Consider the following 12627-nt stretch of genomic DNA (forward strand, 5'->3'; position numbering starts at 1 on the left):
GTTGCGACTGGCGACAGAGGGCCACGCCTAAACTGATTGCCCCCAACCTCGCCCGTCCCTGCCATGCCCATGCGCCCGTTGCTGATCGCCCTTGCTGCTGCAACGCTGGCCGTGCTGGCCGCGCCGGCATCGGCACAGACCCAGGCTGATGCCGAGGCCCGGGTCATCGTGCGTTTCAAGCCCAAGGCGGACAGCGTGCGTGCGAAGGCGCTGTCGCTGCGGGCCACGCGGCTGGAGGCGCGCGAGGTGGCCCAGACACGCGCCACGGCGCTGGGCCTGCGCACCGGCCACGCGCTGGCCGCCGGCCGCAGCCTGGACGAGCGCACCCACGTCGTCATGGCGCGCGGTCTGTCGGGCGCGCAGTTGGCCAAGAGGCTGGCGGCCGACCCCGAGGTGGAACTCGTCGCGGTGGACCAACTGCGCAAGCGCCTGGCATTGCCCAACGACCCGCTGTTCGGCGGCGCGGCGGTCAATGCCGAGACGGTGTCCGGCGGCATCCCCGCCCGCGTCATCGACCAGTGGTATCTGAAGGCCTACAGCAGCACGCCGGGCCAGGTTGTCTCCAGCATCAATGCGCCAGCGGCCTGGGACGCGACGGCGGGCATCACCACCACCACCGTCGTCGCCGTGCTGGACACCGGCGTGCGCACGGACCACCCCGACCTCGCGGGCCAGATCGTCGGGGGCTACGACATGATCGGCTTCGGCAGCCCGGGCAACCTGTCGACGGCGATCGCCAATGATGGCGACGGCGCGGACGCCGATGCCTCCGACCCCGGCGACTGGGTCAGCTCGGCCGACGTGTCCGGCGGCGCGCTGGGCAGCGGCTGCGACAGCGGCGACGTTGGCAACAGCTCCTGGCATGGCACGCGCGTCTCCGGCCTCATCGCCGCCAAAACCAACAACGGCATCGGCATGACCGGTGTCGGCTGGAATTTGCTGAAGGTCCTGCCCATCCGCGTGCTTGGCAAATGCGGCGGCTACGACAGCGACATCATGGCCGGCATGAAATGGGCCGCCGGCATCAGCGTGCCGGGCCTGCCCGCCAATCCCAACAAGGCCAAGGTGCTCAACCTCAGCCTGGGCGGCTCCGGCAGTTGCGCAACGACTGACACGACGGGCGCTCTTTATCTCCAAACCATCGGCCAGGTCAACGCAACCGGTGCGACCATCGTCGTCGCGGCTGGCAACTCTGAGGGACAGAAGGTGGGTCTGCCCGGCAACTGCCCGGGCGTCATCGCGGTGGCGGCGCTGCGCCATGTCGGCACCAAGGTCGGCTTCTCCAGCATCGGCAACGAAGTGACCATCGCCGCGCCGGGCGGCAACTGCATCAACATCCTCAACGGCCAGCCCTGCCTCTACCCGATGGTCAGCACGACCAACGGCGGCACGACCTCGCCGGCGGCCTACACCGGCGACGGCGTGTACACCGGCAGCAACGCGTCGGTCGGCACCAGCTTCTCGGCGCCCGTCGTCAGCGGCATCGTCGGCCTGATGGCAGCGGTGCGGCCGGTGCTGACCTCGGCCGAAGCGACGCCGATCCTGAAGTTGACCGCGCGCGCCTTCCCGACGAGCGGCGGCACCGCCGGCATCTTGGCCTGTACCGTGCCGACTACCGGCAGCGCAGTCCAGGACGAGTGCTACTGCACCACCAGCACCTGCGGCGCCGGCATGGTCGACGCCGAGAAGGCCGTTGCGGCGGCGAAGTTGCTCAACAACGCGACCGTCACCATCACGCCCAGCGCTGCCATGACGGCCGCGCAATCGGGCACGCTGACCGCCGCCATCACCGGCCTGGCCAGCGGCAAGACCGTGACCGCGACCAAGTGGACGATCAATGACAAGGGCGCCAACGTCGTCGGCGATTTCAGCAGCGGCGCCAACTCGGCCACCGCAACGCTGACGCCGACCGCCGCCGGCAACTTCATCGTGCAGGCGGACGTGACCGACAGTGACGGCTATGTGCACAGCCAGACGGCCACGGTCAGCGTCGCGGCGGGCGCTGTCGTCACGCCGCCGGCCACCTCGGGCGGTGGTGGCGGTGGCGGCGGTGCCGTCAGCGCCGCCTGGCTGCTGGCGCTGCTACTGGCCGCCTTCAGTTTGAAGCCGAAGCTGCAGCCGCTGCGCTGCAAGCCCTGAAGCCGGGCGCCAGCGCGGGGTCCTTGCTGGCCTTGAGCTTGGCCGCGAGCAGGCCGTCGGCCTGGGGAATGACCAGCGTGTGGTGCGTCAGCGGGGCCTTCAACGCCAGCACGCGCAAGCCCTTGAGGCCGCGCTTGTCCATCGCCGCCGCCTCGGCCGTCGCCTCGGCCAGGCTGGGCTGCTTGCTCAGCACGAAGGCCGGCTGCTCGGCGGGCAGGCCTTCCAGCGGCTCGAAGTTGAGCTTCAACTGCTTGTAGGTGGCTTCCTTGCGGGCGCGGAACTCGGCGTCGGCCAGCTTGATGGTGGCCACCACCCACACGCCGGCCTGCTCGCTGCTGCGCACCTGGGCTTGCGCGCCGGCCGACTTCAGCGCGGTCTGCGCGGCGGCCAGGGCTGCGTCGCCGTCCAGCGGGCCCAGCTCCAGGCAGCTGCGCTGGGCCAGGGCCGCGACGGCGCTTGCCGCCAGCGGCTGGATGCGCTCGGGATGCTGCTGGGCCGCGATGCGCTGGGGCTCGCGCCCGCCGTGGACCGGCATGCCGGTGACCGTGTCCAGCCAGCCGCGCGACCAGACGAAGAACAAGGCGTTGACCGCCAGAAGCACGAGGACGAGCACACGGATCACGGGGATTCCAATCTCAGACTGAGTTCACCACCACTCACGAGGACGATGCCTGCGTCCGTGTCCAGCAGCAGTTCGCCGCGCGTGGACACGCCGCGCGCCATGCCCACCTGCTCGCCGACTCGCACGCGCTGGCCGGCGGCCAGGTCACGGCGCGAGAACGCGGCCTGCCAGGGGCCGAAGCCCAGGGGCTCGAAGTCGGCCAGCAGCGCGCGCAGCGCGGGGGCGAGGCGGTCCAGCGTGGCCGCCGCCGTGGCGGCCGGGTCCAGGCTGTGCAAGGCGGCATGGCCGCTGGCGAAAGCGCCGCGGTCGGCCTCGGGCGGCAGCGGCTGCAGGTTGAGGCCGATGCCGATGACGACGCCACGGCGCTCATGCGCCATGGGTACGGTCTCGATGAGGATGCCGCCCAGCTTGGCACCGTCCAGGAACAAGTCGTTGGGCCACTTCAGGCGGATGCGCTCGCCACTCGGGTCCAGCGTGTCGGCCACGGTGCAGCCGACGGCGAGGGACAGGCCGGAGAGATCCAGCTCGGCCGGCAGCGACAGCGCCAGCGAGAAAGTCAGCGCGGCGTCGTCGGACTGCCAGGCCCGGCCGAGGCGGCCACGGCCGGCGGTCTGGCGGCTGGCCGACACCAGCAGCGGCCCGCCGCCTTCGCGCAGATGAGCCAGCGCCTCGGTGTTGGTCGAGCCGCATTCGGCGAGGTGGCGCCGCTCCATGGGGATCACCTCTTCTTCGGGGCCAGCATGGTGCCGCGGCAGGTGGCGGCGCCGCACCAGCAGGCGAACTGCTTCTTGACCTTGGCCGTGTGGCGCTCGTCCAGCACCAGGCGGTAGTCGTAGAACAGCTCCTCGCCCGCCGCCAGGTCGCGCAGCGCGTGCACGAAGACGCGGCCGTCGACCTCGTCGGCCTCGCAGTTTGGGGCGCAGGCGTGGTTGATCCAGCGTGCGTCGTTGCCGCGCAGGCCGTCGATGACCATGCCGCTGTCGAGATGGAAGTAGAAGGTGTGATTGGGCTGCGCCGGGTCGTGCGGGTGGCGCTCGACGGCCTCGTCCCAGGAAATGATCTCGCCGGTGTACTCGATGATGCGCGCGCCGGCCTTGATGGGCGCCACGGCGTAGACCCCCCGGCCATGCACGCCGGAATCACGAACTTCGATCTTGCGGCGTGGGGTTTTTGGCGTCATCGGCGCTGTGGTACGGTGATTTCATGGGTGCGCGTGTGCATGGGCGTGCGCGCGAGGCCCGGATTGTAGGCAGGGGATTTCATGTCCCCGGCCCTCTGAATAGCGTTTGAGAAAGACCGATGAGCAAGACTCTGATCATTGCCGAGAAGCCCTCTGTCGCGCAGGACATCGTCCGCGCGCTGACGACCGTGGCGGGCAAGTTCGACAAGCACGACGACCACTTCGAGAACGAGCAGTACGTCGTCAGCTCCGCCGTGGGCCACCTGGTGGAGATCGCGGCGCCGGAGGAGTTCGACGTCAAGCGGGGCAAGTGGAGCTTCAACAACCTCCCCGTCATCCCGCCGCACTTCGACCTCAATCCCATCGACAAGAACAAGGGCCGTCTGAACGCGCTCAGCAAGCTGATCCGCCGCAAGGACGTGACGGCGCTGATCAACGCCTGCGACGCGGGCCGCGAGGGCGAGCTGATCTTCCGGCTCATCGAGCAGTACGCGCAGCCGGCCAAGGGCAAGCTGAACAAGCCCATCCAGCGGCTGTGGCTGCAGTCCATGACGCCGGCCGCCATCCGTGACGGCTTCACCAAGCTGCGCAGCGACGAGCAGATGCTGCCGCTGGCCGACGCCGCGCGCTGCCGCTCCGAGGCCGACTGGCTGGTGGGCATCAACGGCACGCGGGCCATGACGGCCTTCAATTCGCGCGACGGCGGCTTCTTCCTGACGACGGTGGGCCGCGTGCAGACGCCGACGCTGTCGGTCGTCGTCGAGCGCGAAGAGAAGATCCGCAAGCACGTCTCCCGCGACTACTGGGAGCTGCGCGCCAACTTCGACGCCCAGGCCGGCCAGTACGAAGGCAAGTGGTTCGACCCCGCCTGGAAGAAGAACGACGACCTGGAGCGCCGCGCCGACCGGATGTGGAATGCGGCCGATGCCGAGGCCATCGCCAAGGCGGTGCTCGGCAAGCCGGCGGCGGTCTCTGAGGAGAGCAAGCCCAGCACGACCAGCTGCGGTGGGCTGTATGACCTGACGACGCTGCAGCGCGAGGCCAACTCGCGCTTCGGCTTCTCGGCCAAGACGACGCTGTCCATCGCCCAGGCGCTGTACGAGAAGCACAAGGTGCTGACCTATCCGCGGACGGACTCGCGCTTCCTGCCCGAGGACTATCTGGCCGTCGCCAAGGACACGGCCAAGATGCTGGCCACCGAGGATCTGCCCGGCCCGCTGGCCCTGCTGTCGAAGCACGCGGCCACGGCGCTGAAGGAGGGCTACATCAAGCCCACCAAGAAGGTCTTCGACAACGCCAAGGTGTCGGATCACTTCGCCATCATCCCGACGCTGCAGGCGCCCAAGAGCCTGACCGAGATCGAGGCCAAGCTCTACGACATGGTCGTCAAGCGCTTCCTGGGCGTGTTCTTCCCGCCGGCCGAGTTCCTGGTCACGACGCGCATCTCCAAGGTCGAGGCCGACGGCAAGACGCACCAGTTCCAGACCAACGGCAAGGTGCTCGTCAAGCCGGGCTGGCTGGCCGTCTACGGCAAGGACGTGGACGACGAGGACGCCAATCTCGTGCCGGTGCAGACCGGCGAGGTCGTGCGCACCGAGAGCGTCGACGTGAAGGCGCTGCAGACCAAGCCGCCGGCGCGCTACACGGAAGCGACGCTGCTGTCCGCCATGGAAGGCGCGGGCAAGCTCATCGACGACGACGAGCTGCGCGAGGCCATGGCCGAGAAGGGCCTGGGCACGCCAGCCACGCGCGCGGCCACCATTGAAGGCCTGATCAGCGAGAAATACATGCTGCGCGAGGGCCGCGAGCTGATCCCGACGGCCAAGGCCTTTCAGTTGATGACGCTGCTGCGCGGCCTGGAGGTCGAAGACCTGACCAAGCCCGAGCTGACCGGCGACTGGGAAAGCAAGCTGGCCCAGATGGAAAAGGGCAAGCTCAAGCGCGAGGTCTTCATGGCCGAGATCGCGGCCATGACCGAGAAGATGGTCGCCAAGGCCAAGGGCTATGACCGCGACACCATCCCCGGCGACTACGCGACGCTGAAGACGCCGTGCCCCAAGTGCGGCGGCGTCGTCAAGGAGAACTACCGCCGCTTCACTTGCCTGGGCCCCAAGGAGAACGGCGAGGGCTGCGGCTTCTCCATCGGCAAGATCCCGGGTGGGCGCAGCTTCGAGCTGAACGAGGTCGAGACCTTCCTGGCGCACAAGAAGATCGGGCCGCTGGAGGGCTTCCGCTCCAAGGCGGGCTGGCCCTTCACGGCCGAGCTGGCGCTGGTCTATGACGAAGAAATCCAGAACTGGAAGCTGGAGTTCGACTTCGGCGAGGACGCCAAGAAGGCCGAGGGCGACGGCGAGCCGGTCGACTTCTCGGCCCAGAACTCGCTGGGCGCCTGCCCCAAGTGCGCCGGCCATGTCTACGAACACGGCGCCAACTACGTCTGCGAGCGCTCGGTGGGCGAGACGGTGACCTGCGACTTCAAGACCGGCAAGGTCATCCTGACCCAGCCCATCGAACCGGCCCAGGTGCACAAGCTGCTGGCCAACGGCAAGACCGACCTGCTGGAGAACTTCGTCTCCAACAAGACGCGGCGCAAGTTCAAGGCCTTCCTGGCCTACGACAAGAAGGAAGGCAAGGTCATCTTCGAATTCGAGCCGCGCGCCGCCAAGCCGGGTGCCAAGGCACCCGCGGCCAAGAAGGCGCCCGCCAAGAAGGCCGCCGCCAAGGGTTGATTGCGACCATGGAGCTGTTGCGTTAGCGGCAACGGCTCCCAACCAGCCCTTGATTAGCCCCTATGCTCGCTTCGCGGCGCTGCAGCACGGGGCCGGGAGGAGAGCGGATGGCGTTGACGCCGTTGAGCATCGGCATACAGACGCGCCTGACGGCCGGCATTGCGCTGGTCGCCAGCCTGCTGGTGCTCGCGGTGGGCTTGACGTGGACGGCCTACGAGGGCGACGCCCTCATGCAGGGCCTGCGCCAGCGCGAGGCGCGCATGGCCGGCCTCATCGAGCGGGGCTTTGCCGGGCCGATCTGGAACCTCGACCATGTCGCCATCGAGAACCTGCTCGATGCCGTCATGGCCGACCCCGAGGTGCATGCCATCGAGCTGAAGGGCCTGGGCCTGCGCGGCGGCCAGGGCAAGCGCGAGCGCGACCACCCCGCCAACGGCCCGCTCCGGCGCGAGTTCGCCATCACCTACCAGCCGGCGGCGGACGCACCCGGCACCCAGGTCGCCTCGGCCGTGCTGACCTTCACCCGCGACCTGGTCGACGAGCAGATCCGCCGCACGCGGATCTTCGTCGTCGAACTGCTGGCCGTCGTTGTCATCGGCATCGTCATCGCCACATCGCTGCTCGTGCACTGGCTGGTGCGCCGGCCCGTCGCGCGGCTGGGGGCACTGGCGCAGCGCGTGGCCACGGGCGACCTCGGCGCGCAGGAGACGGTGGAGCGCGACGACGAGATCGGCGAGCTGACGATGCGCTTCAACGCCATGAGCCTGAAGCTGCGCACCGCCGCCGACCAGGTGCAGCTCAGCTCCCAAGGCCTGCGCGCCAGCGAGGCGCGCTACCGCAGCCTGTTCGAGAACGCGACCGAGGGCATCTTCCAGGCCGACGCTGAGGGTCGTGTGCTGGGCATGAACCGAGCCTTCATGCAGATGCTGGGCCTGGGCACGCAAAACCCGGTGGGCCGGGGGCTGCGCGAGGTCAGCGGCATTGACCGCGACGAGATGCAGCGTGTGGCCGCCATCATGAACGAGCAGGGCAAGGTGCAGCAGGCCCAGCTGCAGCTGCGCGGTGCCGGTGGCCGGCCGCTGTGGGTGGAACTGAGCGCCCATTGGGTGGAGGCCGGGGATGGCCAGCGTCGCATCGAGGGCATGGCCATCGACATCTCGCTGCGCCGCCAGGCCGAGGCCGAGCTGACCCGCCACCGCGACCATCTGGAAGAACTGGTGGCCGAGCGCACCGCCGAACTCAGCGAGGCCAAGCTGCGCGCCGAGGCCGCCAACCGGGCCAAGGGCCGCTTCCTGGCGACCATGAGCCATGAGTTCCGCACGCCGCTGAACGCCATCCTCGGCTTCACGCAGCTGATGCAGATGGACCCGCGCGTCCCGGCGCCCCAGCAAGCGCGCCTGCAACTGATGCGCGACTCGGGCCTGCATCTGTTGGAGCTCATCAACGACGTGCTCGACATGGCAAGCATCGAGGCCGGCAAGGTCAGCCTCAAGCCCACGCCCGTGGACCTGCGCGCCTTGCTCGACATGGCCTGCGACAGCGTGCGCCTGCGCGCCGAGCAGAAAAACCTGAGCTTTGCGCTGGACGTGGATCCACGCCTGCCGGTGCAGGTGCTGGCGGACGGCCAGCGCCTGCGCCAGGTGCTGCTCAACCTGCTGTCCAACGCCGTCAAGTTCACCGACAGCGGCGCCGTCACCCTCACCGCCGCCGTCACCGAACCGGCTCAGGGCGGCCATGTGCGGCTGCGCTTTGGCGTGACGGACAGCGGCATCGGCATGACACCGGCCCAGCAGGCACGGCTCTTCGAGGCCTTCGAGCAGGTCTCCGAGGCCTCGCGCCATCTCGGCGGCACGGGGCTGGGCCTGTCCATCAGCCAGCAGCTCGTGCGGCTGATGGGCAGCCAGATCCTGGTGCAGAGCACGGCGGGTCAGGGCAGTAGTTTCAGCTTCGAGCTGAGGTTGCCGTTGGCTTGAAATTTCGGCATGACTTGGGCGATTGCATTCAAGCTGCTGGCCATCCTGGTGGCGGTGGCCATCGGCTGGGCCGTCGGCCGCATGCGCTGGCTGGGCGGTGGCGAAGCAGGCAGCGATTCGGACCCCGCCCGCGTGCTGGCCAACGCGGCCTTCTTCATCTTCGTGCCGGCGCTGCTGTTCCGCACCACGGCGCGGCTGGACACGGCGACGCTGCCCTGGGCCTTTTTGTTCGCCTTCTTCGTGCCGGTGCTGGTGGTCGTGGGCCTCATCTACCTGTTCGAGCGCTGGCGGCGCAAGCCCGGCGAGCTGGTGACGGTGCCCAGCGTCAAGGCCATCACGGCCGGCTTCGGCAACACGCTGCAGGTGGGCCTGCCCGTCGCCGCAGGCGTGTTCGGCGAGAAGGGGCTGGCCATCCACATCGCCGTCGTCAGCCTGCATGCGCTGACCATCCTGACGCTGCTGACCGCCCTCGTCGAGCTGGACGTGGCGCGCGGCCGCGCCGACGCCAGCCTAGCCGCGACGCTGGCGCAGACGGTGCGCAACACTGTCATCCACCCGGTCGTGCTGCCGGTGCTGGCCGGCCTGGCCTGGAACGCCACCGGCTGGCCCCTGCCCGCCGTGCTGGACGAGGTGTTGCTGAGCCTGGGCACGGCCGTCGTGCCGCTGTGCCTGACGCTGATCGGCATGTCGCTGGCCTATTACGGCTGGCCCAAGTCCTGGCGCGGCCTGACCGGCCTGGTGCTGGCCAAGCTGCTGCTGATCCCGGCGGTCGTCTTCGGCATCGCGCACTGGGCCTTGGGATTGAACGGCCTGCCGCTGGCGGTCATCGTCATGCTGGCGGCCCTGCCGACCGGCTCCAACGCGCTGATCTTTGCGCAGCGTTACCGCACCATGGAGGCCGAGGTGACGGCCGCCACGGTGCTGTCGACGGTGCTCTACGTCGCCACGGCGCCGGTCTGGCTGGCGCTGCTGGCCTGGGTTTCTCCTTGGTGACCCTTTAGACACTTTTGGCACTTTTGGCACTTTTGGCACTTCTGGCGGCGGCCAAGCCCGTCGCCCAATCCCTGCATTGACCTTCGAGGACCGTACCGAATGAAAGCACCCGCTCCCCGTCGTCTCGTCGTGCTGCTGGCCCTGGCCGGCGCGCTGTCCAGTGGGCTGCCCGCCGTGGCCGCTCCCGCGCAGGGCGCCGTCAGCACGGCGGCCGGCCAGTTGGCCATACGCCACGAGAAGCTCACGCTGCCCAACGGCTTCGAGGTCATCCTGGTGGAAGACCACCGCCTGCCGCTGGTGTCCTTCAACCTCTGGGTGCACGCCGGCCCGCGCAACGAGGCCAAGGGGCAGACGGGCTTTGCCCACCTGTTCGAGCACCTGATGTTTGCCGGCAGCCGCCACATCCCGYGCGGCGAGTTCGACAAGTTCGTCGACGCCGCCGGCGGCACGGACGCCAACGGCTCCACCAACTTCGACCGCACCAACTACTTCTTCACACTGCCCTCCAACCAGTTGGAGAAGGGCCTGTGGCTGAAGGCCGACATGCTGGGCTGGATGATCGACGAGATCGACTCCGTGTCCCTGGCCAACCAGCAGGACGTGGTGCGCAACGAGCGCCGCCAGAGCGTGGAGAACCGGCCCTACGGCATCGTCGAGGAGGCGATGTACCAGGCCCTCTACCCCGAAGGCCACCCCTACCGCGCCTCGGTCATCGGCTCGCATGCCGACATCCAGAGCATCCAGTTGAAGGACGTGAAGGACTTTGCCCGCACCTACTACCGGCCCAACAACGCGACGCTGGTGCTGGCCGGCGACTTCGACCCCAAGCAGGCCAAGGCGCTGGTACAGAAGTATTTCGGCACGCTCAAGGCCGGGCCGAAGCCGCCGGAGGTCAACGTGGCCACGCCCGAGATCACGAAGGAACGCCGCCTCGTCGTCACCGACCGCATCGAGCTGAGCCGCCTGAACTTCGGCTGGCACACGCCCGCCATGTACAAGCCCGGCGACGCCGAGCTTGACATCGCCGCGCACGTGCTGGGCGGCGGCAAGGCGAGCCGGCTCTATGGCCTTCTGGTGCGCGACAAGCAACTCGCCCAGAGCGTGCAGGTCAGCCAGGGCTCGCAGTCGCTCAGCTCGGTGTTCGACATCGAGATCGTCGCCCGCCCCGGCGCGTCGCTGGACGAGATCGAGACGCTGGTGGACGCCGAGATCGCCAAGCTCGCCAGCACGCCGCCCACGGCCGCTGAGCTGGCCCAGGCCCGCGCCGTCATCGAGACCCAGGTCTTGCAGCGCATGGAGAAGGTCACGTCCCTGGCCGACCTGGTCAACCACTACAACCAGATGGCCGGCGACCCCGGCTACGTCGGCCAGGACCTGGCGCGCTATGGCCAGCTGACGCCTGCCGCCGTCAGCGCCGCCACGGCGCAATGGCTCAGGAAGGACCGCCGCGTCGTCGTGCTGGCCAAGCCGGGCGAACAGGTGCTGGCGCCCGAGGTGGCCACGCCGGCTGCTCCCACCAAGACTGCCAAGGGAGAGCGCGAGGCGCTGAACGCGCTGGAGGCCTGGCGCAACAAGCCACCGGGCGCCGCCAAGGCCAAGGCGCTGTCGCTGCCGGCGGCCCAGAGCTTCACGCTGGCCAACGGCCTGACCGTCATCCACTCGCCCAAGCCCGGCCTGCCGCTGGTCAGCGCCAGCCTGGTGCTGCGTGCCGGCCAGGCGGTGAATCCTGCCGACAAGCCCGGCCTGGCCGGCTTTACCGCCGCCATGCTGCCCGAGGGCACCACCTCGCGCAGCGCGCAGCAGATCGCCGAGGGCATCGCGGCCCTGGGCGCCACGCTGACCGCCCAGGCGGCGCCCGAGGATGCGCGCGTGGACTTCTCCGGCCGCAAGGCCGCCGCCAAGGAAGGCCTGACGCTGCTGGCCGACCTGGCGCTGAACCCCTCCTTTGCGCCGGCCGAGATCGAGCGGCTGAAGGCCCAGCGCCTAGCCGCCTTGGCGCAGCAGCGCGAGCAGGCACCGCTGCTGGCCAATGCCGTCGGCAACCGCGTGACCTATGGTGAAGGCCACCCGCTGGCCGAGAACGCGCTGGGTACCGAGGCCAGCATCAAGGCCGTCGACGCGGCCGCGCTGCGCGGCTTCTGGCAGGCGCACTACCGGCCCGAGCGCGCGGCCCTGGTGGTGGCGGGTGACCTGAGCGAGGCCGAGCTGCGCGCGCTCGTCGAGCCGCTGTTCGGCGCCTGGAAGGGCGAGGGCGCTGCGCCCGCCGCAGCGCTGCTGCCGCCCGCCAAGCCCATTGCCGCGCGCACCGTCGTCGTCGACAAGCCCGGCGCGCCGCAGACGGCCCTGGCCGTCGTCGCGCCCGGCCCCTATGCCGCCGCGGCCGATGCACCGGCCATCAAGGTCATGAACGCGGCGCTAGGCGGGCTGTTCACGTCACGCATCAACAACCAGCTGCGCGAGGTCAAGGGCTACACCTACGGCATCTACTCGGGCTACACGATGGGCCGCGAACGTGGCCAGTTCGGCATCCGCGGCAGCGTGCGCACCGACGTGACGGGCGCCGCGCTGGCCGACATGTGGACCGAGATCAACGGCATGCGCGCCAAGCCCATGGGCGCGGCCGAGCTGGGCCGCGTGCGCAATGCCCAGCTGCTGTCGCTGCCGGGCCTGTTCGACACCAACCTCGCCGTCGTCTCCGGCTATGCCGCCAACTGGTCCACCGGCCAGCCGCTGACGGCCATCACCGACCTGCCCAAGAAGTACGGCGCCGTCACGTCGGCCACGGCGCTGAAGGCGGCCAAAGAGCACCTGGACCCGGCGCAGCTGATCGTCGTGGCGGTGGGCGACAAGGCCAAGGTTGTGCCGCAGCTTGAGGCTATCGGCCGCAAGCCGACCATGGGCTCGGCCGCGGACTGATTCGTGCGACGCCACCCGGCCCTGCCGGGGCAGGTGGCGCCGGTCGAGGGGGCCGTTATCTCCAATTGCGCGGAG

At 69.4% G+C, this 12627-nt stretch carries 8 protein-coding genes and 2 pseudogenes; 6 read left to right on the top strand and 4 right to left on the bottom strand.

Annotation, left to right across the window (positions count from 1 at the left end; all coding sequences use genetic code 11):
• The first annotated feature begins 63 nt into the window (after positions 1-63).
• Positions 64-2139, top strand: coding sequence for a S8 family peptidase (locus tag ACXRVZ_RS06060; RefSeq protein WP_457418687.1), 2076 nt, complete (start codon positions 64-66; stop codon positions 2137-2139).
• On the opposite strand, the gene ACXRVZ_RS06065 is transcribed toward ACXRVZ_RS06060, so the two are convergent.
• From ACXRVZ_RS06065 to ACXRVZ_RS06075, 3 genes are read right to left on the bottom strand one after another with little or no spacing between them, the layout of a single operon-like run.
• Positions 2096-2761: a hypothetical protein gene (locus ACXRVZ_RS06065; RefSeq protein WP_457418689.1), complete on the bottom strand. Its 666-nt coding sequence runs from the start codon at positions 2759-2761 to the stop codon at positions 2096-2098. The genes ACXRVZ_RS06060 and ACXRVZ_RS06065 overlap by 44 nt on opposite strands.
• Entirely contained in the window at positions 2758-3474 is a 717-nt protein-coding gene (locus tag ACXRVZ_RS06070; RefSeq protein WP_457418691.1) for a biotin--[acetyl-CoA-carboxylase] ligase, read from the bottom strand. The genes ACXRVZ_RS06065 and ACXRVZ_RS06070 overlap by 4 nt, the downstream gene beginning before the upstream one ends.
• 5 nt (positions 3475-3479) lie before the next feature.
• Positions 3480-3941, bottom strand: a complete 462-nt coding sequence (locus ACXRVZ_RS06075) for an SET domain-containing protein (protein ID WP_457418693.1) — start codon at positions 3939-3941, stop codon at positions 3480-3482.
• 119 nt (positions 3942-4060) lie between these two features.
• Here ACXRVZ_RS06075 and ACXRVZ_RS06080 point away from each other — a divergent pair, with 119 nt between their 5' ends.
• The 4 genes and pseudogenes from ACXRVZ_RS06080 to ACXRVZ_RS06095 form a co-directional block, all read left to right on the top strand.
• Positions 4061-6670, top strand: coding sequence for a DNA topoisomerase III (locus ACXRVZ_RS06080; protein ID WP_457418695.1), 2610 nt, complete (start codon positions 4061-4063; stop codon positions 6668-6670).
• 107 nt (positions 6671-6777) lie between these two features.
• Entirely contained in the window at positions 6778-8643 is a 1866-nt protein-coding gene (locus ACXRVZ_RS06085) for an ATP-binding protein (protein ID WP_457418697.1), read from the top strand.
• Positions 8644-8652: 9 nt separating this feature from the next.
• Positions 8653-9636, top strand: a complete 984-nt coding sequence (locus ACXRVZ_RS06090) for an AEC family transporter (protein WP_457418699.1) — start codon at positions 8653-8655, stop codon at positions 9634-9636.
• A 99-nt stretch (positions 9637-9735) separates the two neighbouring features.
• Positions 9736-10890, top strand: a pseudogene (locus ACXRVZ_RS06095) (M16 family metallopeptidase); the annotation flags it as partial.
• Positions 10891-11018: 128 nt separating this feature from the next.
• Here ACXRVZ_RS06095 and ACXRVZ_RS06100 read toward each other — a convergent pair.
• Positions 11019-11402 (bottom strand): twin-arginine translocation signal domain-containing protein, encoded by a 384-nt coding sequence (locus ACXRVZ_RS06100; protein WP_457418818.1) that lies wholly within the window; start codon positions 11400-11402, stop codon positions 11019-11021.
• Here ACXRVZ_RS06100 and ACXRVZ_RS06105 point away from each other — a divergent pair.
• Positions 11317-12552 (top strand): annotated as a pseudogene (locus tag ACXRVZ_RS06105) (M16 family metallopeptidase); the annotation flags it as partial. The gene ACXRVZ_RS06100 and the pseudogene ACXRVZ_RS06105 sit on opposite strands and share 86 nt — an antisense overlap.
• Positions 12553-12627 lie beyond the last annotated feature (75 nt).

The sequence above is a fragment of the Roseateles sp. P5_E8 genome, from assembly GCF_054177665.1.